The organism is Dysgonomonas sp. HGC4, assembly GCF_001261715.1.
Classification (GTDB): domain Bacteria; phylum Bacteroidota; class Bacteroidia; order Bacteroidales; family Dysgonomonadaceae; genus Dysgonomonas_A.
The window spans coordinates 1-26,794 of sequence record NZ_CVRU01000058.1; the positions used below are offsets into that span (position 1 = coordinate 1).

The following is a 26,794-nucleotide window of genomic DNA, read 5'->3' on the forward strand; positions in this document are numbered from 1 at the left end:
AAGATACAATATTGTAATATTTATTTACTTTTGAAAACGATCTTAAATTTTAAATATATAAGATATAGCTGTTCTTTTTTAGCTTATTATTACGGATACAACGACGATAAATATTTACTAAACTTCTACAAATTATGAATGAGGACCTTGTAACGACTTATGACTTTAATTCGGATGAACTAGTTGAATTATTAGATGAACTACCTTTTTGGGCTGCCCCATTTGGTATTAAACTACTCGAAAACATAAAAATAAAAAAGCACAGTACTATTCTTGATATTGGGTTTGGAGCAGGATTTCCTCTTACCGAATTAGCCATGAGATTTGGTAATACAAGTAAAGTATACGGGATAGATCCTTGGGAAGCTGCAATTAAAAGGACTGAAAAGAAAATAGCTTTTTATGGAATAAAAAATATAGAAATTATTCGTGGTGTAGCCGAAAATATACCTCTTAGCGATCATTCAGTTGATTTGATAACAAGTAATAATGGCTTAAATAATGTATCCGATTTAGATAAATCATTGAGTGAATGTTCGCGTATTATGAAGAGTGGGGGACAATTTATTCAAACTATGAATTTGAATAGAACCATGATTGAGTTTTATGATATAATGGAAATTGTATTGAATAAATTGAATATGAAGCCAGAAATAAAGACTATGCGAGAGCAGATTTATACAATGCGAAAACCAGTGGACGAAATAACTCAACTAATTGAAAAACATGGCTTCTCGATAAATAGAATTATAGAAGATAAGTTTAGCTATACTTTTGCCGATGGAACAACTATGTTACAATACTACTTTATAAGATTAGCTTTTTTAGATAGTTGGAAAAGTATTATTCCCAAAGACAAACAAACTGAAGTTTTCGGAGCCATAGAAGAGCTAATAAATAGAGAGGCAGAGCGTAAAGGCTATTTTGAGTTAACTGTGCCTTTTGTTGTAATTGATTCCATGAAAATATAAGAATCTGCTCAATTGATTTTATAGTTTATATTAATCCTTAACTTTTAAGAGATAGAGTAGGGGGAAATAATTGTTTTTATAATTATTTCTCCCTATTTCGTTAAATGAATTTTCGTTCTTGTTGATTTATATTTTAAGTTTTATCTTTCGCTTACTTTATTATTTAAAGTATTTTATAATAGAACTTTATAACACACAGACATTTTACAAATCTAATTTATTATGAAACTTCAATACTTAATTTTATCCGTCATTTTATTTAGTTGCATTACTATTTTCTTTACTTCTTGTTCCGAAGATGAGATGGATCAAGGTGCTACTGCGGGGATGAAAGATCCTGATAGTGCTGTTCGGTCAACTAAAAGCCAGTCATGGACAGAATTAAATGATACTATTACTCCCCCCGACTTTACTAAAGACTAATAAGAGATTCTCTTTATAACCAAACTCTCTACTAATGAAAATTTTAACAAGCTTTCTTATACTAGTTTTTTTGTGTCTATTTTTTTCTTGTAAACAAGACACTGCTTCCGTCAATTTATTAAGACAAGCCCAAAATATAGCCGAAAGTAGTCCTTACGATGCTTTAATTCTTCTTGATTCCATTCATAATCCTGAAAATATGGATAAGGATAATTATATGCAGTATATTGTAGCCTCTGTACAAGCAAAACAAAGAGCGAAGCAGGATATTACAAAAGATACTTTGATTTTTGACGCAAAACGATATTTTGAGAAGAAAAATAATTCAGAACAATCAGCATTAGCTCATTATTATGCAGGTAGAATATATCGTACCCAAAATATACCTGATAAAGCTTTAAAATGCTTTTTACAAGCAACAACATATGCCAATCAATCGGGTAATAATACATTAGCAGGTAAAAGTTTACAAATTATGGGTAATTTATATTTTGAACAAGGAATTGTAGATACAGCTATTGTTTTTTATAAGAAAGCACTAGATTATTATAATAAAGAAGAAGAAACAGATATATATAAATTACAAGTTATTACTTCAATAGGAATCTCTTATGATGAAATTAAAAATATAGATAGCTCTTATATTTATTTTAAAAAAGGACTTGAAGAAGCAAATAGACTTGGAAATAATGAATTTAAGGCGGATTTATCCAATAACTTAGGATATACCTATTTTTTGAAGAAGGATTACGATAAAGCTTTATATTACTTGAATAGGTCACTGTTACAAACTTCAGATGTAAAGACTTCTACCAAAGCATACCTTACTTTATCCTTCTTGTATAATTCTAAAAATCAATTAGATTCAGCTAAATATTATATTAATCTTTCAGAGAAACAATTGGCTGAAATAACAGATAACCAAACACTGAAATATTTTTATACTAATTTCTTTAATTATTTCAAAAAAGCAGGCGACTATAAGCAAGCATTACATTATAAAGAACAGGAAGATTCAATTAAAGTACTGATTGCAAAAAATCAGCGCCCTTTATCCTTGTTAGATGCAGATAAAAACTTTTTTTTGGCACAGAAAGACAAAGAATTCGATCAAATACGTGTAAAAAATTATTTATTTTTAGGAATAGGAGCTATTTTAATTGTTGCAATATTTATACTAGTAGGAGTATTACTTTTTAGAAGTAATAAAAAAGACAAAGAGGAAATCAAATTGCAAGAAGCGAAATTCCGAAATATTAAAGATCAGCTTATTGCTATGGAATCAAGATACAAAGAAATAGAAGCCGAGATAGCTGCTATGCTGGAAGATGATGAAGACGACAATAAATAACGACCAATAATTAATAAAAGATAGGGCATAGTTAATCATTTAATTATGCCTTATTTATTTTAATAACTTGGTGATGATTTTATTTAGGAGTATGATTAAAAACACAGGTATCCGAATTTTTGTAATTCGAAATCAACTTTCTGAAATTGTTATTTATGCAAAAGGGTAGGAGGTAGTATCTCCTTTGGAGTATTTGAAGAAAGAGAAGGAGATCTATTCTGATAATTTAAAACCTTAGCAACCTCTCTTAAGATTATCGAATAGAGAACTTATCAGAGGATGTGTATTTTATATAAATCCAGGTTTTTTAAGCATACTGTAAAACCGAAGATAAGCCGTTCGTAAATCCTTTGTATTTATATTAATATAATTACTGAAAGCCGAAAAAACTCCCAATCCAAGTGGAATAGTCATAAAAGATTGTGCTACATAATCAAGATCAATATCCGATCTTATTTCGCCTGTTCTCATAGCTAATTGAATACAATTTCGCCATCCATTGAATTCTTTTTCCGATAATACATTTATCTTTTCAGTAAAGTCTTTACAATGTTCCGAAGCCTGAAAAATAAATTTGAAGAAATAAAAATCGACCAACTTAAATGAAGTTACTTCTTTGAGTAGGTTTATATGGCTTTGGCGGCTTTTAATGGATGCATATATCATATTTTGCAAAGACGATTTATCATCTTCCTGAATCATCGAATAGGTAGAAAATGCAGGTATAAGGTACTCGTTTACAATCTCTTCAAAAATTTCTTCTTTACTCTTGAAATGATGATAAATTGCTCCTCGTGATACACCCGAGGCATTTTGTATTCGTTGCATTGATACGGAGCTGTAACTTTCGGTGAGAAAGAGGTTAAATGCATTCTCCAGTATTTTCTTTTTAGAGGGATTCATTTATCAATTATGGGTTATATAGTGTGTCTACACTACAAAAATAAGAATTATTCAATAGAATACACCATATGTTAATTAAATCTGATTCATTAAAAATAGAATCAGGGCATTGATCGGATCTATAGTTTGAATGATAAAATAGAGAAAAGCATACCTTAAGTTGTGTAAGGCATGCTTTTAGGATATCTAATCTTCAATTATAGACTATCTCCAAAGTCTTGCCTGAATTTTGCCATTAGTTGTTGGGGCCAATCGTTGATAGGCTCGAGCCCTCCCATAAAGAAGCGGAGTACAGGTGGCTCATAAACAAATTTAAGTCCGCCTATTAAGTGACGGTTATCAAACAACCATGTGAGGCGATCTTCAACATATTTGATTTGCGACAGTGTAAATACTCGGCGAGGAACAGCCAAACGCAATAGTTCCATATCTGCATACGTTTCATTACCATATTCGTCACGCTGATTGGACACGGATCCTCGTTCCATACCACGTACACCCGAAATGAGAAAGAATGCAGCGGCTAATGCTCCTGCCGGATATTGAGATTGAGGAATGTGCGCACATATTTGCATTGCATCTACGTGACAACCCAATACTCCTGGAGGGGTAACTACAGGAATACCTTTGCTTTCTAAAGCGTTCACTAGATAAGCTATAAACTGTGGGCTTTGACAAATCATACTTTCGTCAAGCGTTTCGTATAATCCTACTGCAATAGCTTCTACTTCTCGTACCGACATACCTCCATAGGTAAGGAAGCCTTCGAAAAGAGGTACCAGGGGCTCTAATTCTCTATAAATAGCTTGGTTGTTGGTACAAATACCTCCACCTCGAGAAGAACTTAATTTACGAGCCGAAAAATAGACCAAATCGGCAAGATCGGTCATGCAAAGTAAAATATCAGCCATCGAAGCTTCTTTAAATTCCTCCTCACGTTGTTTTACCAACCAAGCATTTTCTCCAATCAAACTGGCATCCAATACTAAAGGTATTCCATATTTGTCGGCAATAGCACGTACACCACGCAGGTTTTCTATTGAAAACGGTTGTCCTCCAATTAAGTTTGTAGAAGCCTCCATGCGAATATATGGAATTCTGGCAGCAGTATGTTTCAAGATACACTCTTCGAGTTTCTCAAGATTCATATTTCCTTTAAATGGATGCTTACTATTAATAACATAAGCTTCGTCGTACAAAAGCTCTTCAATACGTCCACCGTATTGAGTTATATGTGCCATAGCTGTTGTAAAGTGGTAATTCATAGGTACTACACTACCTTTCTTTACATAAGCATTGGATATTATATTTTCGGCAGCACGTCCCTGATGTACAGGTAGCAGGTATTTTTTTCCTAAGACATCCAATACTGCTTTTTGAAAACGGACAAAGCTTTGCGATCCTGCATACGCATCGTCAGCCATCATCATGGCTCCCAATTGACGGTCGCTCATAGCATTGGTACCACTGTCGGTAAGCATATCCAAAAATACATCTTTAGTATCGAGTCTGAATGTATTGAATCCACCTTCATAAAGGGCTTCAAGACGGCGTTCGATAGGTACTAAATGCAGTTTTTGTACAATGCGTACTTTGTGCAGTTCAAGAGGAATATTTTCCCCACTATAAAATTTAATTTTCTCGTTTTCGTTTAGCATAGTATTATCTTATTTGATTCTTAGAATTTAGGTTTCGTAAACTTAAAAATAATTTGTGAATTGACAAAAAAGATACTTCCTCTAACAAAAAGAAAACTAATTGTTTATGAATAGTATGCCAATTAAATTTTATGAATAGAAAGTAGAGTAGAAAAATATATAAAACGAAAGATTATTATACCCTAATAATAGGGTAGCGTGTACGGTCTTTTTTTGTGTAGCAGATGTTGTTTTATGGTAAAGAAACCAATAAGAAAGTAGAAAATAGTGTCGGGATGAGACGACTCGAACGTCCGACCTCCACGTCCCGAACGTGGCGCGCTACCAACTGTGCTACATCCCGAAATATTGTAATACAAAAGTAAGGTCTCAGACCTTTTACTATTTTGGTGAGTATAACAATTATAGATTACTAAAGTTTCAATCTATTTTATGTTTATGGAAGATCATATTATTCTTTATCCTCAGGACAAAGCTTGTCTATAAAGAGAATCCCTTGTAGGTGATCAAATTCATGTTGAAAAATAATTGCTGTAAAATTACCTGTGCGCGAATATCCTTCTAGTCGTTCTTTTACCAGATTTCCGTTTTCGTCTGTGTATTCTACTTCAACCCACGGGTATCGGATCGAGTTTCCACTGATACCTGGAATAGATAAACAACCATCGCGCTCAAAACAGATAGTTTCTTCGGGATGCTTTACTATTTTGGGGTTTATAGCTACTGTAACAGGATAATTAGGTTGATCGATACGGGTAAAAAGAAATACATTTCTTGCTATACCTACTTGCGGTGCAGCAATGCCTACTCCAGATTCAGAAGCCATAGTTGCTTTTAGGCGATCAATTAATAATTTAAGATCACCTACATTATCTGTATTTTCAATATCAGAACATTTTTGTCGCAGAAAAGTAGAATCTTGCTGATCTGTAATTTTTAAAACTCGAAATGGAGTTTCCGATGTTCCATCGTTTATCAAATCTTTTTCGTATTGTGTAAATTGCGCCATACTTCTTGATGAAAATAACGTAAAACCTATTAGTAATATAGTTGCGAATAATTTCATATAGGTGGAGAGATTAGAATTTGATGTTGTGCCTTAGTAAAGTAATAACTAAATATGTTTGTTATACTTACACAAGCAATAGGAAATCTAAAATTTTAGATAATAGTAGTTCCTTTTCCTTTTCCAATTTCAGAAGCTTGTGTGATTACAACTTCACTTACGCCTTTTTCTATTGATCTGAAAGCATTCTCCAGCTTAGGAAGCATTCCTCCTTGGATAATTCCATCCTTCACATATTTTTGATAGCTAGCCTTGTCTAATTGTGGTATTACACTATTATCGTCGTGCTCATCCATCAATACACCTTTTTTCTCAAAGCAATATACCAAGCTTACATCATAGTATGCCGACATTGCTTGAGCTGTTTCGGCTGCCATAGTATCGGCATTAGTATTTAGCATATTACCTTGCCCATCGTGTGATAGAGGTGCTATAATAGGTACAATATTCTGGTCGATCAGTAGTTTCAAAACATCTGCCTTTACTTTCTTTACATCACCCACAAAGCCATAATCAATGTCTTTAACGGGGCGTTTTTCGGAACGGATTATATCCATATCAGCTCCTGTCAATCCCAAAGCATTTACTCCAAGAGATTGTAGGCCTGCTACAATATTTTTATTAACCAATCCGCCATATACCATGGTAACCACTTGTAGAGTGTCACTATCGGTGATGCGCCTTCCATCTACCATTTTACTTTCTATGCCAAGACGTTCGGCTAATTTGGTCGCAGATCTGCCACCTCCGTGTACTAGTATTTTAGAGCCTTGTATTGTAGAAAAATCGTGAAGTAGTTGCTTAAGTGTATCTTCTTCTTCAACTATTTTACCACCAACTTTTATAATTGTAAGTTTATTTAATGACATATTTCGATGTATAAATTTATTTAAATAATGTATTCGTAAAGTTATGCCTAACTGCGTTTCTTTTATGCTAAAGCCGAGAAAGGTCTGATACTCTTATCTTCTGATATTTACCATGTTGGTTTTAGGCAGTAATCCGTCCATAGCCTCAAAATAATCAAAAGTTCTTTTTATCCCTGTTTTAGTTTGCTCGCTTATGGTGAAAGAAGAGCCATCATTTAATATCACCTGACAGTTTTTCCCACTGCTAAGAGCTTGTAAGAATTTTAAATCTTTATTTTTCACATCATTGTCGTACCAACTTAATGATGCTCCTTCTACAAATCGGTTATCAGAACCTTTCGAGCGGTTTGCTTTATATGTGTATGATTCTCCGTCCACCGTGAATTTGTATATACTGGCATCCCCATATTGAATACGTACTCTTAGGTTTCTGGCAATATCGTCGGGTGCTTGAAAATAAACATATATACCTGCCTGATCGGCAGAAAGTGTATTTTTAATCTGAATCCATTCACCTTCTCTATCAAAGTAATTAGCTAATGATTCTTGTGATGGCTTGTCTATTGTTATTGTATCTTTTTTGTCCTCTACTGTTGAAAGTGAGTCTTTTCCCGACTCTGTTGTTGATATATCTTTAGTTTGAGCATTGTTACATGCAAATCCTACTAATAATATGGCAAATGAAATGATAACCTTTTTCATAATGATATTTTAGGTCTTAGACCTCCTTTTATTGTGATCGTAAATTCTTATTACACTTACAAATATAATAAGTCAGTTTGTAACTTTAAAAATATAATTACAATTTAGGTTATAAAGGGTACAACAGCCAATATGATTTTCGCCTCTAAATGCAAAAAAGAGATCTCTTCACAGGGATCTCTTTTTCAGGAAAATCAAAAAGTAATTATCAAAATACCTGTCTTATTTCATACAGATAAATTTGCAATTTGTTTCTTTCTTAATATTTATAAGTTATCGGGTACTCTTTAGTTTCACCACCGAAGTCTAATACTTTGATGATAAATTTTAGAGAGTCTTTGTTTTCTGTTCTAAAAGGTTTCAAATCGAAAGCAACGTAGTTGTTTACTCCGTATTTTTCGGGATCACCATTTTTATTATGTCTGAATTCTAAAGTAATCGTTCCGTCTTTAGATACAGATGTCTCATCTAATTTATTTTTGACAAGATTAATAAAATGAGCTTTCTCTCCTCCCGTATTATATCCATAACGGATGTTTAAAAAGTTATCTCCAGTCCATAAAGACAAAACCTTTATGGGGTCATTACCTATTTCTTCTTTATTTTCGGGAGTTAAATCAACTACATTTTTAGTAAGTATATTCTGTATTTGATTTATTCTCGCATAGTGGTCGTATTCTCCTATTTTATCAGATAATAAAGTGAAGTCTACAATAACTCTCTGATTATTTTTAGGTACAAAATACGAAGTCGAGCTAACGGGCCATAGAGTCTCGCCATTGTCTAATGTAAGATAATAAGTTCCGGCAACACTATCTATTGGAGTAACCGTAGCTATTTCTACCATGTATTTATCTAAACTATAACCATCGTCATTTGTACATGAGTTGAAGGCTAAAGTTGTAAATAAACCGACTAAAAAAACTAAACTATATTTTACTGTTTTCATTATCTAAAATCCTCCTTATTTTTCTTTTCTATTTTTTAGATGCATTTAATTATAGATTGTTGCATTCAATATATGTGAAAAACCTATAAAAATGTCAATTTAGCTTACTTTTTGCATAAGCATTATCATATGTTTGGCTTGAATACCATTTTCGAAAATGGGTTCGTTGTAATTCTCTATAAAAAAATCTCTTTTTATCTCATATATTTCAAAACCATTTTTTTGATAGAGTGATAGCTGACTTATACTACTATTGGCTGTTCCTATTATCAATTGTAAATAGCCTTTTAAAACAGTTTCTTTTTTAGCGTGGTGTAATAGAAGGGTTCCAATTCCTCTTTTATGAAAATCTTCTGAAACAGCTATGTTTTTTATTTCCATAGTTTGTTCGTCAACAGGGAAAAGAACATAAACACCTATTAATACGTTATTGATGTATGCTCCATATATCAACGATTTATAAAGATATTCATTGATATTGTTTTGTGATGGATCGGCAAGTAAAAGCAACGCAAATAAGTCTTCGGAATAGAGTGTGATAGCTTTTATAATTGGTTCATTCATGAATTTATTCAGAATATTTATTTAATTTGAATTCAGAATTTATAACAAATTGCGACAAAGATATGTTTGATAATGATAAAAACGCGCTAATAGCTCTATCGGAAGGCAAAGAAATTATATTGAACTCTAAAATGGCTAACCGCCATGGGTTGATTACGGGTGCAACGGGTACAGGTAAAACCGTAACACTCCAAAATCTGGCAGAAACATTCAGTAGAATGGGTGTTCCTGTTTTTGCTGCCGATATTAAAGGAGATTTATCGGGAGTTTCAAAACCGGGAGGAAATAAAGAAAGTGTAGTAAAGAGAGTCGAATCTTATCATTTAAAAGAGAAAGGTTTCGATTTTCAGGAATTTCCAGTTCAGTTTTGGGACGTATTCGGTGAACAGGGAGTGCCTGTTCGTGCAACTGTGTCTGATATGGGAGCACTTCTTTTTAGCCGTTTACTATCACTTAATGATACTCAGAGTGCCGTTTTAAGTCTTATTTTTAAAGTAGCTAAAGATGAATCTTTGGAGTTAATCGACTTAAAAGATTTACAGAAGATAATTGAATATGTTGGTAATAATAGCGCAGCCTTTACAACCAACTATGGTAATATATCAACAGCAAGCATAGGAGCCATACAAAGAGGCCTACTTCAACTGGAACAAGATGGCGCAGATAAATTCTTTGGAGAACCTAATCTCAATTTAGATGATTTGATCCAAACCAACGGAAATAAAGGTGTCATTAATATACTTGCTGCCGATAAATTGATGAATGCACCTAAAGTATATTCAACTTTTTTACTTTGGATGATGACTAAATTATTTGAAGTTCTTCCCGAGATAGGGGATCCCGAGAAACCTAAATTGGTATTCTTTTTTGATGAAGCGCATCTGCTGTTTAGTGATTCTCCTAAAGCATTAGTGGATAAAGTGGAGCAAGTAGTAAGACTTATCCGTTCTAAAGGGGTAGGGGTGTACTTCGTTACCCAGAGTCCGGCAGATATACCCGATTCTATATTAGCTCAATTGGGTAATCGTATTCAACATGCCTTAAGGGCATACACACCAAAAGATCAAAAGGCTGTGAAGGTAGCAGCGCAGAGTTTTAGAGCTAATCCTAAATTTGATACAGAAAAAGTTATTTCGGAATTGGAAACCGGCGAAGCTCTCGTTTCTTTCCTTGATGAGAAAGGAGCACCACAACCTGTTGACAGAGCATTTATACTTCCTCCTGAAGGTCAGATAGGACCTATTACTGCAGAGGAAAGAAAAGCGTTAGTAGAGGGGTCGCTATTATATCGTCACTATGGTGAGACAATTGATCGAGAATCTGCTTACGAAATACTTTTAGCTCGTCTTAATAGTGTTCAGCAGGAAAAAGATGCAAAAGAGCAGGCTAAAATAGATGAACAGGCTCGTAAAGAGCAAGAGAAGGCACAACGAGCTCAGGAAAAAGCCGATCAGCAGGCTTCTAAGCAGCGCTCTAAACTTTGGGGGGCATTGGCTACAACTTTGCTTGCACCTGTTGTAAGAGAGGTTGCTAAATCGTTATTTGGAGGAAAAAAAAGCAGGAAATAATCGTAATAATAATTATAATTATATAAAGAAAAGCTACCTGAATATCATTGGGTAGCTTTTCTTGTCATTAATTGATATATAAATAAAAAGTAGTAGTCGAAAATTATATGAGATCTAATTCTCTAAGTAGATCTGAGAATATTTTTATCATTTTTTTGTCAGAGTATCCCGGTTGAGGAACCAAAAGAATCCTATAAACATCGTACTCCGAAGAATACCGTGTAAAATCAGAATCAACCTTTACTATACCCGTTGACTCTATACTATCAATCACATCATAATCAGGCTTAAAAAATAATTCACAAGGGATAGGGTAGCCTTTTGCTGCACATCGGTGATCGAATGAGATAAAGGTCTTAGATGAGTCTACAATAGTAGATGCCTCATTGTATATGATTTGAATTTGAGATCTCATAAAATAGTAGTTTTGTGTTTTAAGGATATTCCTTTAGCAATTTTTATCCTATATAGAGTGTTGAATATCATGTAAATAGTTAGCCATCTTATTGTACTTAAGTATAGCTATAGTATGTCTCTCAAATTTTAGAATGGATAGGTTAATCTCATTTCTCAGAATCTTTTATTTCCCAGATTTTATGGAGGTCATTTATATTGTACTTGTTGAATATAAATTCGATCCCCTCTTTAATATGAGCAGGAATATTTATGTAACAAGCTCTTTTTCGGTAGTAGTCTTGTTTTGAACATCCTAAAAAATCAATAATCTCACCTTGAATCTTACTATAATCAGATTTTGATAGCAGTTCGAGTCCTGGAGTAAAAGAGTAGTATTTCTTTTCTATTGCCATAATATTCACGAATTTGGTTACTTTTGTAACATGTAAAGTTAATGATAATGCAAATTTAGGAAAATTACCACCAATAATCAAATAAAGTGAAAATTTTACGAAAATAATTTTATGACATTTGGAGAAAGACTAAATTCTTTGATAATTGCTTTGGAAGCGAAAAATATAACATCTTTTGAGGATCGGGTAGGAGTCTCAAGAAAGATCTTTTCGAAAGTAATTAAAGAAGGAACTGATACAGGTTGTAAAAATGTACTTAAAATATGGGAAAATTTTCCGAATGTAAATTTGCATTGGCTACTTACAGGTAGTGGTGATATGTTTATTGATGTATCGGATGCAACTAAGCCTTATCCTGAGAATGTGGCTACTCATTCGGTTGTTGCAGAAAGTGATTCTTCTGATTATTTTAGAGAAGAATATATCAAAGAATTGAAAAATCACATTAGTTCTCTTCAATCCGAAAATAAAGATAAGCAGAGTATTATTGAAATGTTTAGAAATGGAGAGATTATCATGGCTCCCAGAGATAAATAATAATTCGATTATCTTTCTATACTTCTATTTGTATTGCAAATCAATTGCTTGTAGTTATCATTGAACAGAAAAATTGCAAAAAGGTATCGTACTACACCTTACTTATAGAGTAATATGGCTCTTAATTTTTCTTTCTTAGCCTCTGTCAATCTAAGTTCTTGCTCCATATATTTATCTACAGAACCACTCTTATTTTCCATACACGATATTGCATATCTTAAGTAAGATATATCGGCTTTGCACACCACAGTAGCAGCTTCCTGCATTTGTTCGGGTAAGTATCTGGCTTCACCCATCACCATTTGTTCGCTGATATATAGATTCGACAATAGGTAATCGTCTTCGTTCGCATCGTTAGGTATACCCAAAGCTCTTAGCAAAAAATAGCTGGCAAGCCCTGTGCGGTCTTTGCCTAAGAACCCATGATAAAGTATAGGGTAATTGTTTTTATCGCTAAGAACCTCAAAGAAACGTGCATATTCTTCCGAATACTTTTCTATCATAGTTCTATACATATCTTGAGTAAAGAGAATGGCATCTCCTCTATAAAAGGTTCCATCCAGAATTTTATCTCTTATATAAGCTCTGTTACCCGAAGCTATGGGAAAATGAATCATATTGGGAGCTGTATATAAATCGGGCGAATTTTCATACTCCCCAATATCTCTGAAATCTATAATCGTTTTTATACCCAGAGATTCAATAATCTTGTAGTCCTTGTTTGTAATTTCAGCTAAATCTCCTGATCGGAATATTTTACCCCATCTAACTTGCTGCTTCTCGTTAGTAAAATATCCACCCAAATCACGCAGATTCTGCATATTATCCATTCTAAAGACGTGATTAGAGATAATACCCGAAAATGTTTTATTTACTTTTAGACGGAAGAATTTTCTTGTTAATGAGTCTTGTACAGGTATATGTGCTACATAATCGCTAACCATAGTTTCCATCACAGGAGGCTCCGAAAATACAGAATCGTTGTCCGACATGTATATCTTGATCTTATCTTCCGGTGAAGTTGGCGATACCTCCCACTTTAAAACATAGTTACCTGCCCTATCCCTATCGCAATAGTAATAGATATCAGGATGTTTGGTACATCCTGTGGTAATTAGCAGGGAGCTAAATATAAAAAATGAGGTTATATCTTTAATCATGCTTCTGTTTACTAACTCTAGGGTCTCAGACCCGTTTTATTCTCTATCCAAGGGTAAAAGCGACTATCAGCTAGTTTCTGAAAGGCGGCATTTCATACTTTCCGTTATCTACTAGGATGCCAATTTATTAAAAAATAGAGAAGGATGAAAGCTTAATGACCTTCATCCTTCTTATTTTATGATTATTTAAAACAACGCTGTGCTTTTCTATAAATCTTATGGATTTTTAGTGGCTGCTTCAGCATTTATTGTTTTCAATATATTCTCCGGAATGCCAATTTGATAGCCTTCGGAAGAATATAAAATACCTCCTATGTCGGATAAATAAATTGTTAAAGGGAAATTGTTCGAAAACTCTATTTGTAAGGCATTTGTTGTAGCATTTAACAATCCACGATTGTTATCAACGCCCCAAACCGATTGGTTGGGTAAATTCTTGAATACCGATGCATCAAAAGCTTTACTAACCTTATCATCGGGTACTATGAAGAGTATTCCTCCGCCCCATTCGTTCAATTCAGCTTGTTGATTAGGAATGTCTTGAAGAACGTGCTTGGTTGGTTCTTTATCGGGGTCTGCAAAACAGATGATGATACCTTTGCCATTAGCTATGTCTTTCAGAGATGTTTCGATTCCGTTTGCAAGCGTTATGCGGCTGTTCATGTCTACAATACCTTGTACCTGAATGCGACCTTCTGTTTTTGGCAAAACTATGTCTAATGCTTTTGTTTCACCTTCATTCAATGAGAAGTATTTAGTTTCTACTGTAACCGATCCGTCATTGGCACGGCTACCTACTATTAAGCGATAATATCCTGCGTCGATAGTAACTTGTCCCGGAAGAGTTTTAAGAGCTGCATCACCTTCAAAATCGAGTGTTACAAAATCTCCATCTACAAATTTGGCTATTGTATAATGGGTAGAATAAGCAGGTTTAACGATGTTAGACGCTGCATTATTAAATATTACTGTCCCTTTTGGATATTGTGCTTCAGAGTCGTCATTTAAGTTTACATTGATCCATTCTCCGTTAGTATAATATTGAGGACGTGATGTTGCTGATTCTATACGGGCAGCAATACCTTCTGCACGGCAGATAGCCACAAATAATGCATTGCGTGAGTCTTTATCAGCACGACCTAGTTCAACAGCTCCTTTAGGAGAAATAGGGCATTTGTAATAGTTCTGAATATCATCAAGAGTAACATTGCTGTTAATGTAATTGATAATTTGGTCAATAGTAGCTCTTTCTTCTTTAGAATATTGAGCATCCATTTTTAATTTTAAGAAAACTCTCCAAGGTCTTATTAGTTCTCTTGATATGCGTGGTGAAAATACCGAACCTGCTACCATATCCTGAGGTATAGTTGACTCAAAGCCTCCTTTTTCTCCAAAGCTCAAGTGGTTTATAAGGTATTTGTAAGGGGTATCGCGTAAATCTTTTGCTGTAAGCGAAGCCAGATAGGGGAACAAATAAGTACTGTTCTTTTCTTGTTGCATGAAATCTTTCACATCGCGCCAGTTACCTTGCGACATTTCCAGATATTTCCATGTATCATCTGGATTTAGACCATTGTCAGCAGCAAATTTACGAGCATCTACTTCGTTTATGAAAGTTTTCATGTAAGCGTTTCTCACTGAATCCTCATAAGCAAGGCGGATAGCATTGGCTGCTATTTTTTCAGGAGAAAGTTCTTTTATTTTTTGAGGAACAGGAGGATTCATTACGAATGTTTCTTCATAAGTTTTGCCTGCTGTTTTATCCAGTACAATTGTTAATTCGGGGCTGTTAGCTTCCGATTTTACATAACCGTAATTAGTTCCGTCGGTTGCCCATACAAATACATCTCCCTTTCCGGTGATAACCGATGCTTTACCATCGGCTGTAGTTTTAGATGAGGTTATCGGGTAAAATTCTGCATAGTTATATACATTAAACTTAACAGTTGCATTTTCTACCGCTTTGCCATTCTTGTTAACTACTTTTACTGTAGCTGTGCGGGTATCTGTATAATTAGATAAAAGGTTGATGATAGAATAAAGGTCTGTTTGAAGATTTTTTTCTTCTTTCCCATTATATACTCCAAATACATTGGTATGTACCATCATGGCTCTTTTGGCAGGTCCGCTAAACCATCCTACATTCAATTCGGGTTCGGGTTCGCAAGCACCCAGATAGTTCCACTTACCATCTATCCATACTTCTACCCAAGCGTGATTATCATCGGTATGTGCCCAACGTGGGGTATAACATTGGCGGGCAGGAATACCTACCGAACGCATTGCCATGGTAGTGAAAGTAGATTCTTCACCACAACGTCCCCATGCTGTGCGTACCAGAGCGAGTGGGGCAGAGGTGCGTCCGTCTGTTGCACGATAGTTTACTTTCTCGTGACACCAGTGGTTTACTTCCAAGGCAGCTTGCTCCATAGTCATGCCTTTAACTCTATCTTTCAGCTCATCGAAGAATACTTCACGAGCGTTATCTAAATCTTCGTTGTTTACTCGGTATACCAATACAAAGTGGCGAAATACGTCTTCGGGTATAGTTTTACCCCAATCGAAATAATCGCGAGCTTTAAATGCTGTGCGTACCTGATTTAAGTAAAACTCGCCATCGTAATCAGCCAGATCCGATAATGGCATATATGCATATAAAAACTCGAGAGCTTCTTTTTCCTGAGAAGTGAGTTTTTGATTGAATACATCAAATAAAGCCTGATTGCGGCTTGCAGCTAATTTCTTTCTTGCTAAAAACTGTTTGTGTACTTGCTGAGAATACGCAGGGTCGGATGTTTTATCATTTGTTGTTTGACTAAATGATGAACAGACCAATGCAAAGCTTAAAGCAAGTGCACTAAAAATTCTTTTCTTCATGAGTATCTATATTGAGATGAATAAGTTAACTTTTCGGATTCTATAGAGAGTCTATTTAAGAATCACTTTCATTTATTGGCAAAGGGTGTATAATTATACACCCCTTACTAAAGCTATAAAAAAGGTCTGAGACCTTATTTTTCTATACCAAGAAGTTCTACTTCAAATATCAGATTCGAGTATGCAGGTATAGGTCCTCCATCTCTGTCTCCGTAAGCAAGGTCGTAAGGAATATAAAGCATCCATTTAGAACCTACAGGCATCATTTGTAGAGCTTGGGTCCATCCCGGAATTACTTGTGTAACACCAAATGTGATAGGTTCGCCACGATCTACACTGCTGTCGAATACTGTTCCGTCAGTTAAAGTTCCGTGATAGTGTACTTTAACTTTGTCTTCGGCAGTAGGAATAGCTCCTGTACCTTGTGTGATTACTTTATATTGAAGTCCATCAGGCAGAGTTACAACACCATCTTTGGTTGAGTTTTCAGCCATAAATTTCTCTCCTGCTGCAATTTTTTCTGCGTTTACTTGTTTCTTTTCTTCTTGCTCTTTTTGTTGTAGAGCATTTATTCTGTTTTGAACCATTTCGTTGCTATTAGCAATAAGTATAGGTTCTTTTTTAATAGCATTTGTTAAACCTAGCAGAATTGCTTGTTTATTTAGTTCTACCGATTCGTCATTACCCAATACTTGTTTCGAAAATTCGGCAGTCATTCTATTTAGTTGATCACCAACTTCCAGACCTTTGCCATATGCGAAGTTTTGTTCTGCTGCTTGAAGACGTTCTCCGATACCTTTAAGAAGCATTTCTATGTTTTGAGTATTGCTAACAAGAGCAGAATCTAATTTAGAACTCAATTCGTTATTTAACCTTACTTTTTCTTCAGGAGTAGCAGCATTAGCTATCAAGGCATTGTACTTTGAGCTTATTGCTGTAGTATCAGTTATTACGTTCAATTGTACCAGATATTGTTCAAGACCTTGCTCGGCAAGGCTTACTCCATAAGCATATAAAATAGAGTCGTTTGCTGTTTGTAAAGAAACCGGGTTTATTTGTTTAACCGCTTCTTTTTTGTTTTTTTTCGCATACACTACAGAAGTGCTTATAGATGCTAGTAGTAAAGCTGATAGAAAGATCTTTTTCATTTTGAATGATTGAGTAAAGTATAACTATTTATTGTTAAATTATTTAATTATAATGTGCTTCGCCGAATGTAGAGACGAACCATTTTTAATTTAGAAAATAAAAATAGATATTTTTTATCAACTATTCTATTTATTAGTTCAAAATAAGGTATTCTTAAGATTGTAAAGCTCTTTTGTTATGTAGATAAATCTTATAGGCACATAATATTATTGCATGCCTATAAATATAATGATGAATGTTTTTATTCTCTTATTGGGGCGACGAGCTTTTAGTCTCCAAATCCAATAACCTTTTCTTGCGCCACAAGCCTCCTCCATATCCTGTTAGAGAGCCATCTGTACCTATTACTCTATGACAGGGGATAATGATAGAAATCTTATTCATACCATTTGCATTAGCAACAGCTCTTACAGCTGCGGGTTTGCCAATGGCTTGTGCTTGTTGCTGGTAAGATACTGTACTTGCATAAGGTATTTTCATAAGCATTTGCCAAACCTCTTTCTGAAAGTCGGTTCCTACTGGATCAAGAGGAATGGTAAACTCTTTTAGGTTTCCTTCAAAATATTTGGCTAACTCTTCTTTCAGTAATTCAAAATGTTGGTTGTGTCCTTGTACGATAGTTGCATTTAAAGATTTTGCCAAATGTTTTAGTTCTGTTTCTAGCATTTTCCGGTCGGTAAATTCTAGGAGACAGATGCCCTTATCGGTGGCACAAGCAACCATTGTTCCCAATGGAGTCTCAATTCGCATTATATCAACAATACTTTGACTCTTACTTTTTGAAGGAGATACTCCAAATACTTTTTTGAAAGACTCATTAAATCCGCTTAGCGACTCGTACCCTGAATCGAAAGCTGTATCTGTAACACTTGTTCCGGTTTGGAATTTTTTAAATGCTGTATTTAGTTTATGCAACCTTTGATAAGCATGGAAAGTAATCTGATGATTTTTCTGAAACCATCGACGAATGGTACTTGGTTCTATTCCCATCTGTCTCAAATCATAATCCTTTAGTTTGATGGATGGATTTTTATCAAGCATTTCCATAATCTCATTTATGTATTCGGGGGTGTCTCCTAAGTTTTCCATCGGGTGGCATACTTTGCAAGGTCTGTATCCTTTTAAGATGGCGTCTTTGGTTGTAGCAAAGAATTCTACATTTTCTTGTTTAGGTTTACGGGCGGTGCAAGTAGGTCGGCAAAATATTCCGGTTGTCTTTACTCCGACAATAAATATTCCTTCGAAAGATTTATCTTTCTCGATTAGAGCTTTATAGTATATATTATCATTGTTCATTGTTGCTATTTTTTCTTGTTCAAAAATATAATTAGAAAATGAAGCAGGCAACCGAAAAATTGACAACTATTTTTCAGTCGCAGATCTTTTTATTGATCTGGTAGTTATAGCATGGGTGATTATATGTCATTATAAAGAATATCATTTTTCATCCTATAACTTATTTTAGGAGTCTGTATACGATTATATATCAAAGTTATGCGTAAATCAAAATAAATTACTACCTTTGCAGCGTTTTAGACGAATAAAGATTCTTTCAATTTACTACAAAGAGAATCGTAAAACAAAATTATCTATCACAAAGATAACAGGGCTAAGGGTCTATATTCCGTTAAGAACGTAATTGAAGGAAAATTTAAACTTGTGAGAGTGGATGGCTTTCCTGATAGGAATATGAATTAAAACATGGGGATCAATTATTTCTCTCTTTTCTTAGTCGTATGTAAAATGGTGGCAGAGGACAGAATAATTGCTTCCACAGCAAATTTTCTAAAAATATTTAATGAAGACATTTGAAGAATTAGGTGTTGCTCCGGAAATCCGTAGAGCGATCGAAGAAATGGGTTATGAAAGTCCAATGCCCGTACAAGAGGAAGTGATTCCTTATTTATTGGACGAGGTTAGAGATGTTATAGCATTGGCGCAAACAGGAACAGGTAAAACAGCCGCTTTTGGGCTTCCTCTCCTACAAAAAGTAGATGTAAAGAAAAATGTACCACAAGCATTGATATTAGCTCCTACTCGTGAACTTTGTTTGCAGATAGCGGGTGATCTTGCTGATTATTCTAAATATATTGACAACTTGAGAGTACTTCCTGTATATGGAGGTTCAAGTATTGACAGCCAAATTAAGACATTGAGACGTGGCGTACAAGTTATTGTTGCGACTCCGGGTCGTCTTATCGACTTGATTAACAGAAGAACTGTTGATCTTGAAAACATCAAATATGTAGTATTGGATGAGGCTGACGAAATGTTGAATATGGGATTCACCGAAAGTATCGACGAGATTCTTTCTAAAGTTCCGGACACTCGTTCTATGTTGCTTTTCTCGGCTACTATGCCTAATGAAATTGCAAAAATTACGAAAAAATACATGCGCGAACCTAAAGATATTACGATTGGTCGTAAGAACGAAGGTTCGGTCAATGTAAAGCATATGTATTACATGGTACATGCGAAAGATAAATATCTTGCATTGAAACGTATTGCCGATTATAATCCAAGTATATATGGTATCGTTTTCTGTCGTACTCGTCGCGAGACTCAAGAAATTGCAGACAAATTGATCCAAGACGGTTATAGTGCAGATTCATTACACGGAGATCTTTCTCAATCACAACGTGATTATGTAATGCAAAAATTCCGTATGCATAACATCCAATTATTGATTGCAACAGACGTTGCAGCTCGTGGTTTGGATGTGGATAGCTTGACTCACGTAATCAATTATGGTTTACCTGACGATATCGAATCTTATAACCACCGTAGTGGTCGTACAGGTCGTGCCGGAAAAACAGGTATATCGATTGCGATTGCACACGTAAAAGAAAAAGGAAAAATTCGTGAGATCGAAAAAATAATGAACAAGAAGTTTGAAGCAGCTACAGTTCCTTCGGGAGATGAGATCTGCGAAAAACAATTGTTAAGCTTTGCTGATAAGATCGAAAAAGTAAAAGTAAACGAGGACGAAATTGCTCGCCTTTTACCTTCAATATATCGTCGTTTAGAATGGCTTGAAAAAGAAGATATTATCAAACGTGTTGTTTCAATGGAATTTAATCGTTTGATCGATTATTACCGTGAAGCAGACGAAATAGAAGCTCCATCTGACAGATATAACAGTCGTGATGATAGAGGTATGTCTCGCAATAGCAGAAGAGGAGAAGATCGTTTCGAATCAAGAGGCAATGGCGGATCTCGTTCAGCTGAAAAAGGATATGCTCGTTTATTCATCAATTTAGGACGCATGGATAATGCTAATCCTGCAACATTGATGGGCTTGATTAACGATTTTGTTCCTGGAAAAGTTAGAATCGGTCGTATCGATTTACTTCCAAACTTCTCATTCTTTGAAGTACCAGAAGGTGATGCTCAACGAGTAATCAGCGGATTGAAAGGCCAAGAGCAAAACGGACGCCGTATTTCGGTAGAAGAGGCTCAAGGTGGTGCTCCAGCAGAACGTCGTGAAGGTAGCAGAAGACCTTCTTTCGGTGGCAGTGGCGGAGACAGAGCTCCGAAGAGACGCGAAGGTGGTAACCCTTCTTATGGAAGTGGTGGTGATGCAGGTAAAAGAGAACATCGTAAAGGTGGTCGCAAACCTAAATTTTCGTAACTAGAAAATAGAAATCATATATAAAAACAGGTTGTCATGTAAATGGCAACCTGTTTTGTTTTGATGCAAATTATATATCATTCTTAGTGAACATAGGGGATAAATTGTTGTATCCTATGTTTTTATTTTAGTCTTAAACGCAGAGATCTTAATAACTTTTAGAGAGAAGAGATAAAATCTCTTTAGTCGAAACTTAAATAAGCAGATAATCGTTCGATATCTCTAGAACTGAAATTTTCGTTGTCAGATAAAGCTGAGATATCTTTAATCTTATTGACTTTTCTTAAGTCGATAATCGTTTGTATCTGTTTTTCTTCAAAGTAGGGGTGACTGATAAGCTGCTCTTCCGGAATTTTGTTTATCCGGATCAGTTTATGTTTCTTTTGCATTACTAAGTAAGGTAATACCTTGCTGAATTTGTTAATTGTAAAGCCTTTTATCTCGTATAATTGCTCAAGAGAAGTAAATCCTCCCAAGGAGTTGCGATATTCGATTATACGCTCTGCAAATGTATTTCCTATTGTGGGGATTCGCATAAGGGTGGTTGCAGATGCTGAGTTAATATCTATAGTTTGACCTAGCTCTAGTTTCTGTTTATTAGTTTTTGGAGACTTTGTGGGAGTGTGCATTCTATTTTCATCTGATCTTTCCTCTTCAATAGCTGGAATCCGCTCCATATCATTTTCGAATTGTACAAAATCCTTTTGCATTTCTTCGTTCTGATCTTGGTAGACGGCATCAGTAAAAGTAAGTTTATTCATGTATATAAAAATACCTCCACTAATAACTATCAAATTTAAAAGGAGTATAATGGCAATTCTGTCGCCTTTCGAAAAATAAAAGAAATCCTTCTTCCATTTCCACATACAAGTTTGTGTTAGGTAGTAAATTGGTTGCTATCCTTAATAGATAACAAAAGGTCTGAGACTTTATTTTCTCAGAAATAAAACCAATTGTTCTACGGCTTTAGCTCTATGGCTTATTCTGTTTTTATCTTCAAGGGTTAATTCTGCAAAAGTTTTATCGTATCCGTTGGCTTGAAAAACAGGGTCATATCCAAAGCCGGATGTTCCTTTTGGTGATGTTGTAATGACTCCTTCTATTGTACCCTCGAAAAGATAACGCTTTCCATCTAAAATGAGAGCAATTACGGTTCTAAATCGTGCCTTCCGATTGTCCTTACCTTCTAATTCTTTAAGAAGTTTCTCTACATTATCTTCCGAGCTTTTGTGTTCACCGGCATATCTTGCAGAATATACTCCTGGAGCATTATCCAAAGCTTCTACTTCTAAGCCTGTATCGTCAGCAAAACAGTTCTTGTGATAAGTATTCCACAAATAGTCTGCCTTTATCATGGCATTTTCTTCCAATGTATCGCCTGTTTCTGGAACATCGGCATCGTCGCCAAGATCTTTTAGACTTAATATATCGTAGTACTTGCCTAGTTTGGCTCTTACCTCTTCGAGTTTATGCTCGTTATTTGTCGAAAATATAAGTGTCTTTATTCTTTTCATTAGTTTCTCTTTCTGTTTCTCATACTACGTGAAGGAGCCGATTGAGATTTTGCCTCTTTCTGAACAGTTGCTCTGGTAGTACTTGTTGTGCTGTTGGCTGTTGGAGCATTCTTTATGCTTGGACCTTTGCCTTTGTTGTTAGCTTGGGTGGCAGCATTATTTGCTGCAATAGAATCATTATACACCCACAGATTATCATTAAATTCTTTCAGCTGAGCTTCGATTTTCTTTTGTGCTTCTTTTCTTTTTGCTTCATCCGGATATTGCTGAGCCAAAGTTAGATCACGCACATTAGTAGTTTTCTCGATAGTCCCATCAAATAGGTGTTTGATGAAGTAATCGTTGATAGTCATGGTTGTTGCATTATTCAGACTCGATAGCATGATAGGCATACGTGATGTATAGGGTCTTATGTTTTCATAAGGAATCCAGAACATCGGATAACGACTTCTATCAACACCAAAATCATCTTGTCTGACAATTACAGGGCATATAGCCAGTGTTTTTATATCTACAATAGAATTATTTTTGTCGAAATACCAAGCTTCTTTTACATAATAACCCAATACTTCGTTGCTAGGCACATCTACATCTTCCACAAGATACTTTCCGTTTTCTTGTTGATGCATTATTTCGAAACGTTCTAATACATCTTTAAAAGTTTCCCTATTTTCTTCATCGAAAACTTCAGTACCATATGGTTGATATTTATAGACAGAGATGTCTCCATCTTGAAGGTGTCTGAATATCAAAGTAAATAGATTGGTACGCTCTCCAATAGGTGTTACAGGATAATAAAGAGTTGCATTTTTTTCTTTTTCTAAGTCGATAAATCGATAAATCTCACGTATCCAAGGAGCATTATCTATCTCCTGAGTTTGCGATTCGTTCATTATTTGGGCTCTGACAGTCAATGGAGGTTTCCCCGAATTGTTCTGCTGATTTTGTCGCTTGGCAATACGCTCACGCAACGACGACTCCTGCTCTTGTGCAGAAAGTGTCTGAGTGATTAGCAAACCACATAGCCCTATAGTAATTGTTAGAAATAATCTTTTCATATATTTTTGTTCTAATCGAATTCCTGTCTTTAAGGTCTGCGACCTTCTTGTATAAATAAAATTTCGCTAATTCTGGTTATTATATCCAGCCGAAACAATAAAAGGTTTGCAACTTTAGTTAATCCTTACCTCAATAGCTGTGAGGTCTCTTTCTACACCGTCTTTTCCTCTTACTTTTACCTCAGTTATAAAAAAGGTTTTTCCTCTCGCCAATTGTCTGATCTGAGTTTTTTGTCTTTCAGAGAAATTACTTCCATCAGATACTTCACGGACAGCATTTCCCATGGCATCAATAAGTACAGTAGTAAATTTCAACACGGCAAATTGTCTGTCCAATAATCCGTCATCAATAGATGCTTTTACTCCGGTAGCATTTACGATAACCGATTTAGAGATTCTACCTCCTTTATATCTTTTCATGTTTCCATCAGCATCGGCATATTCTATGTACGGAGTAGGGTCGGGTAGGAGACGTACTCTGAATTCCTGATCACTTACAAAAGTACTTCCGTTAAATACTGATATTTTCATATTGGTTCCGGCTTTTGCAGGCTTTGCAATCCAGTTCTGTCCCGATTTAGTAATCGCTCCGTTAGTTGCTGTAACACGTAACTGATCGTTTGACATACCCGGAACGGATATCGTGAGCTTATTATCTTCTCCCTGATACAATACATTCGCCTCGGCTACTTGTATAGTAGTCATACGTGGTACAACGTGGTATTCGCTTTTAAACGGACGGGTAATAACCTCTCCATCGGGTGTACTGAGCGTAACCATCCCTGAGAATACTTTATTGATACCAACGCCTCCTGCTCCAATTTTAAATTCACCATTCGCATTAATCGAGGGTAAACTGAATGTTGGACGTTTGGTAGTATCTATTGCAGTAAGTACTACACGACCTTCGTATGTTCCTCCCTCCATTATGAATTCCGATTTGGGAACAACTTCTGCTTGTAAACTATTTACACGAAAATCTTTTGCTCCTATCTGATTATAAAGGTCAGCTAATACTTCGCCTTGTGTGGCGCGTATATCGCTTTGTATTTTAGTTAGCATAGTAACTGTAACTGAAGTAGGCATTTGTTCGAATAATGCTTCTTCCCAGTTTTTATTGTCCAGATTACCCCTTTTCGGATTATCTGTGTTAAGTCTGCTTTTTATAATGTCTTTTCTGGATGTTCCAGTGATTAGATTGATAGCTTGCTCACGATATAGATCTATTGATGATTTCAGCTTTTTAGCCTCATTATCTATACCTACCAGCATGATATCGGTTGAGGCATCAATATTTTCTCGGTTGATTATATTATTCAAATCCCCTTTTTCTCCGTCAGCTTTTTTTACAATACGGGTCTTTAAGTCTTGAATATGGTTATATAATAGATCTGATTGTTGAGAAAATTGAGCAGCAGGAAGATACCATTGTTCTGCTTTTACGGGATTCTGGTTGTTTATATCTGTGAGGCTATTAAAAACGAGTTGGTTTTGAGCCTCCGAACTTTTTATAGTTTGGTTCAATCCTTCGTCTACCATGTCGAAGCCATCAAGTACCTCTTCGGGTAAGTTGATAGCAAGCATAGCGATAAAAACCAGATACATCAGGTTTATCATTTTTTGTCTTGGAGACCTTGGATTAGTTGAAGCCATATAATATTGTTATAGAACGAATATTCTTTGTTGTGTGAAATATAAATAAGGTCTTAGACCTTTTTATTGCTTTGTTTTGCTCTGATTACCTGAGATAATCAAAGCCATAAAATGTTGCAATAATGTTGTTGACATTATCAAGGTTGAGGATCGTTACCTATTGTATTAGGATTAAAGCCTCCGCCCATATTCATGTTACTAGTCATAGCTTGCAGCAAACGTGCATATACCTTGTTCAGTTCGGTAAGTTGCTGAGCCATTTTTTCTGTTTCGTTTTTAAATATAGAGCTATCTACAAGTGATCCTCCATATAATTTTTTGATACGGTCTAAGCCTGCATTAATCTCTTCGATTGTATGAATCTGACCACTTACTCCCTTCAACTGTATTTCGTATATAGTATTTAATCCCGAAATATTACGATTGAGAGTTTCCATTTGAGTAACATATCCTTGAGTATTTGTTCCGATGCCATCCGAATTATCTATAATGGTTTGGAATGAACCTAACAGAGACTCAGATATTTTACCCAACGACTCGGTTACTTGTGCAAACTTAGCCATGTTATCAGACATGTGAGACATTTGATCAACATACTTTGCAGAAGCTTCCACAACATTGGCTCCATCAAGAACCACAGCCCCACCAGTAACTATTGTACCGCCGGATACTGATCCTCCGCCCGTGCTTGAACCTGCTGGTGCATATTGATTTCCTCCGGATACGTTTGAAGAAGTTCCCGAAGAAACAGTACCGTCACCACCTATTATAGTTGTGCCGCCACCTGAGTTTCCTCCTCCATAGTTATTATTTCCACCACTATTTCCACCGCCACTATTACCACTTTGAGGCATATTGTTGTTACCGGTGTTATTGTTGTTATTATTATTAACAGAATTACCCGAGTTTACAGCATTACTTCTGCCACTATTGTTAGTAGAGCCTCCGTTGCCTCCTTGTTGTGAAGGTGTAGATGTTTGTTGTATGGCTGGTCCACTTTGTTGTTGTATTTGTGCTCTTTCGGCTTTTGGGATAAAACCCTCTTCATCCACCAAAGCAGGATACACTTCTTCCCATTTGTATTCCTTAGCAGGTTTTTCGAATGCCGACAATAAGAATACAATAGCCTCGGTTATCATACCGAACATAAGCATCTGATTACCGAAAGGAAGGTGAAGAATCTTGAACATCGCACCCAGAATAACGATAGCAGCACCTACACTATAAACGACATTGAAGAAGCGTTTACCGTTGTTACTGTCTAAATATTTTTCAAGAAAGTTTTTATATCGTCTGTACTTTTTACCCATGGTTGTACTGTTTTTAAGCAAAAGAAAGTATTTAGTTATGTATTTAAATTATAACAGTTTATTTCTGTTATA

The 26,794-nt window shown here is 35.3% G+C and carries 24 protein-coding genes and 1 tRNA gene; 6 read left to right on the forward strand and 19 right to left on the reverse strand.

Annotated elements, in window-relative coordinates; genetic code table 11:
* Positions 1 to 134 precede the first annotated feature (134 nt).
* The 3 genes from HGC4_RS05565 (at position 135) to HGC4_RS05575 (ending at position 2,745) form a co-directional block, all read left to right on the forward strand.
* Entirely contained in the window at positions 135 to 971 is an 837-nt protein-coding gene (locus HGC4_RS05565; RefSeq protein WP_050709143.1) for a class I SAM-dependent methyltransferase, read from the forward strand.
* 222 nt (positions 972 to 1,193) lie between these two features.
* A complete protein-coding gene (locus HGC4_RS05570; RefSeq protein ID WP_050709144.1) occupies positions 1,194 to 1,394 on the forward strand; it encodes a hypothetical protein in 201 nt (66 codons plus the stop codon).
* Positions 1,395 to 1,428: 34 nt separating this feature from the next.
* A complete protein-coding gene (locus tag HGC4_RS05575; RefSeq protein WP_050709145.1) occupies positions 1,429 to 2,745 on the forward strand; it encodes a tetratricopeptide repeat protein in 1,317 nt (438 codons plus the stop codon).
* A 288-nt stretch (positions 2,746 to 3,033) separates the two neighbouring features.
* Here HGC4_RS05575 and HGC4_RS05580 read toward each other — a convergent pair whose 3' ends face one another.
* The 8 genes from HGC4_RS05580 to HGC4_RS05615 all read right to left on the reverse strand — a co-directional run bounded on the left by HGC4_RS05580 (position 3,034) and on the right by HGC4_RS05615 (position 9,456).
* Positions 3,034 to 3,648, reverse strand: coding sequence for a TetR/AcrR family transcriptional regulator (locus HGC4_RS05580; RefSeq protein ID WP_050709146.1), 615 nt, complete (start codon positions 3,646 to 3,648; stop codon positions 3,034 to 3,036).
* 197 nt (positions 3,649 to 3,845) lie between these two features.
* The gene (locus HGC4_RS05585) at positions 3,846 to 5,306 is read right to left on the reverse strand and encodes a tryptophanase (RefSeq protein ID WP_050709147.1); all 1,461 of its coding nucleotides are present in this window, start codon (positions 5,304 to 5,306) and stop codon (positions 3,846 to 3,848) included.
* A 270-nt stretch (positions 5,307 to 5,576) separates the two neighbouring features.
* A tRNA-Pro gene (locus HGC4_RS05590) sits at positions 5,577 to 5,649 on the reverse strand.
* Between the two features lie 108 nt (positions 5,650 to 5,757).
* Positions 5,758 to 6,372, reverse strand: coding sequence for a peptide deformylase (gene def / locus HGC4_RS05595; RefSeq protein WP_082204080.1), 615 nt, complete (start codon positions 6,370 to 6,372; stop codon positions 5,758 to 5,760).
* A gap of 95 nt (positions 6,373 to 6,467) precedes the next feature.
* Complete coding sequence (argB, locus tag HGC4_RS05600) at positions 6,468 to 7,241, reverse strand: acetylglutamate kinase (RefSeq protein WP_050709149.1); 774 nt, start codon at positions 7,239 to 7,241, stop codon at positions 6,468 to 6,470.
* Positions 7,242 to 7,334: 93 nt separating this feature from the next.
* Positions 7,335 to 7,943, reverse strand: coding sequence for a hypothetical protein (locus HGC4_RS05605; protein ID WP_050709150.1), 609 nt, complete (start codon positions 7,941 to 7,943; stop codon positions 7,335 to 7,337).
* 259 nt (positions 7,944 to 8,202) lie between these two features.
* Positions 8,203 to 8,892 (reverse strand): NigD1/NigD2 family lipoprotein, encoded by a 690-nt coding sequence (locus HGC4_RS05610; RefSeq protein ID WP_050709151.1) that lies wholly within the window; start codon positions 8,890 to 8,892, stop codon positions 8,203 to 8,205.
* A 99-nt stretch (positions 8,893 to 8,991) separates the two neighbouring features.
* The gene (locus HGC4_RS05615; RefSeq protein ID WP_050709152.1) at positions 8,992 to 9,456 is read right to left on the reverse strand and encodes a GNAT family N-acetyltransferase; all 465 of its coding nucleotides are present in this window, start codon (positions 9,454 to 9,456) and stop codon (positions 8,992 to 8,994) included.
* Positions 9,457 to 9,482: 26 nt separating this feature from the next.
* Between HGC4_RS05615 and HGC4_RS05620 the strand changes: the two genes are divergently transcribed.
* Positions 9,483 to 11,024, forward strand: a complete 1,542-nt coding sequence (locus tag HGC4_RS05620; protein WP_255349823.1) for a helicase HerA-like domain-containing protein — start codon at positions 9,483 to 9,485, stop codon at positions 11,022 to 11,024.
* Positions 11,025 to 11,127: 103 nt separating this feature from the next.
* Here the strand turns inward: HGC4_RS05620 and HGC4_RS05625 are convergent, their stop codons facing one another.
* Positions 11,128 to 11,439, reverse strand: a complete 312-nt coding sequence (locus HGC4_RS05625; protein WP_050709154.1) for a hypothetical protein — start codon at positions 11,437 to 11,439, stop codon at positions 11,128 to 11,130.
* 148 nt (positions 11,440 to 11,587) lie between these two features.
* Positions 11,588 to 11,833, reverse strand: coding sequence for a hypothetical protein (locus HGC4_RS05630; protein ID WP_050709194.1), 246 nt, complete (start codon positions 11,831 to 11,833; stop codon positions 11,588 to 11,590).
* A gap of 111 nt (positions 11,834 to 11,944) precedes the next feature.
* Here HGC4_RS05630 and HGC4_RS05635 point away from each other — a divergent pair, with 111 nt between their 5' ends.
* Positions 11,945 to 12,370: a hypothetical protein gene (locus HGC4_RS05635; protein ID WP_050709155.1), complete on the forward strand. Its 426-nt coding sequence runs from the start codon at positions 11,945 to 11,947 to the stop codon at positions 12,368 to 12,370.
* Positions 12,371 to 12,468: 98 nt separating this feature from the next.
* Here the strand turns inward: HGC4_RS05635 and HGC4_RS05640 are convergent, their stop codons facing one another.
* From HGC4_RS05640 to HGC4_RS05655, 4 genes are all read right to left on the reverse strand, one after another.
* Positions 12,469 to 13,530 carry a tyrosine-protein phosphatase gene (locus tag HGC4_RS05640; protein WP_050709156.1) on the reverse strand — a complete coding sequence of 354 codons (1,062 nt, stop codon included), beginning with the start codon at positions 13,528 to 13,530 and terminating at the stop codon, positions 12,469 to 12,471.
* Positions 13,531 to 13,746: 216 nt separating this feature from the next.
* Positions 13,747 to 16,407 (reverse strand): transglutaminase-like domain-containing protein, encoded by a 2,661-nt coding sequence (locus HGC4_RS05645; protein WP_050709157.1) that lies wholly within the window; start codon positions 16,405 to 16,407, stop codon positions 13,747 to 13,749.
* Positions 16,408 to 16,541: 134 nt separating this feature from the next.
* Positions 16,542 to 17,555, reverse strand: a complete 1,014-nt coding sequence (locus HGC4_RS05650) for an FKBP-type peptidyl-prolyl cis-trans isomerase (protein WP_050709158.1) — start codon at positions 17,553 to 17,555, stop codon at positions 16,542 to 16,544.
* Positions 17,556 to 17,805: 250 nt separating this feature from the next.
* On the reverse strand, positions 17,806 to 18,852 hold the full coding sequence (locus HGC4_RS05655; RefSeq protein ID WP_050709195.1) for a bifunctional transcriptional activator/DNA repair enzyme AdaA: 1,047 nt from the start codon (positions 18,850 to 18,852) through the stop codon (positions 17,806 to 17,808).
* Between the two features lie 502 nt (positions 18,853 to 19,354).
* On the opposite strand from HGC4_RS05655, the gene HGC4_RS05660 reads away from it, so the two are divergent.
* Positions 19,355 to 21,187, forward strand: a complete 1,833-nt coding sequence (locus HGC4_RS05660) for a DEAD/DEAH box helicase (RefSeq protein WP_050709159.1) — start codon at positions 19,355 to 19,357, stop codon at positions 21,185 to 21,187.
* 182 nt (positions 21,188 to 21,369) lie between these two features.
* On the opposite strand, the gene HGC4_RS05665 is transcribed toward HGC4_RS05660, so the two are convergent.
* The 5 genes from HGC4_RS05665 to gldL form a co-directional block, all read right to left on the reverse strand.
* Entirely contained in the window at positions 21,370 to 22,053 is a 684-nt protein-coding gene (locus tag HGC4_RS05665) for a helix-hairpin-helix domain-containing protein (RefSeq protein ID WP_050709160.1), read from the reverse strand.
* A gap of 63 nt (positions 22,054 to 22,116) precedes the next feature.
* The gene (locus HGC4_RS05670; protein ID WP_050709161.1) at positions 22,117 to 22,701 is read right to left on the reverse strand and encodes a non-canonical purine NTP diphosphatase; all 585 of its coding nucleotides are present in this window, start codon (positions 22,699 to 22,701) and stop codon (positions 22,117 to 22,119) included.
* The gene (gene gldN, locus HGC4_RS05675; RefSeq protein WP_050709162.1) at positions 22,701 to 23,759 is read right to left on the reverse strand and encodes a type IX secretion system ring subunit PorN/GldN; all 1,059 of its coding nucleotides are present in this window, start codon (positions 23,757 to 23,759) and stop codon (positions 22,701 to 22,703) included. Before gldN ends, HGC4_RS05670 begins: the two co-directional genes overlap by 1 nt.
* A gap of 114 nt (positions 23,760 to 23,873) precedes the next feature.
* Positions 23,874 to 25,412 carry a type IX secretion system motor protein PorM/GldM gene (gene gldM, locus HGC4_RS05680; RefSeq protein ID WP_082204081.1) on the reverse strand — a complete coding sequence of 513 codons (1,539 nt, stop codon included), beginning with the start codon at positions 25,410 to 25,412 and terminating at the stop codon, positions 23,874 to 23,876.
* A 137-nt stretch (positions 25,413 to 25,549) separates the two neighbouring features.
* A complete protein-coding gene (gldL, locus tag HGC4_RS19035; RefSeq protein WP_050709164.1) occupies positions 25,550 to 26,722 on the reverse strand; it encodes a type IX secretion system motor protein PorL/GldL in 1,173 nt (390 codons plus the stop codon).
* Positions 26,723 to 26,794: the final 72 nt, after the last annotated feature.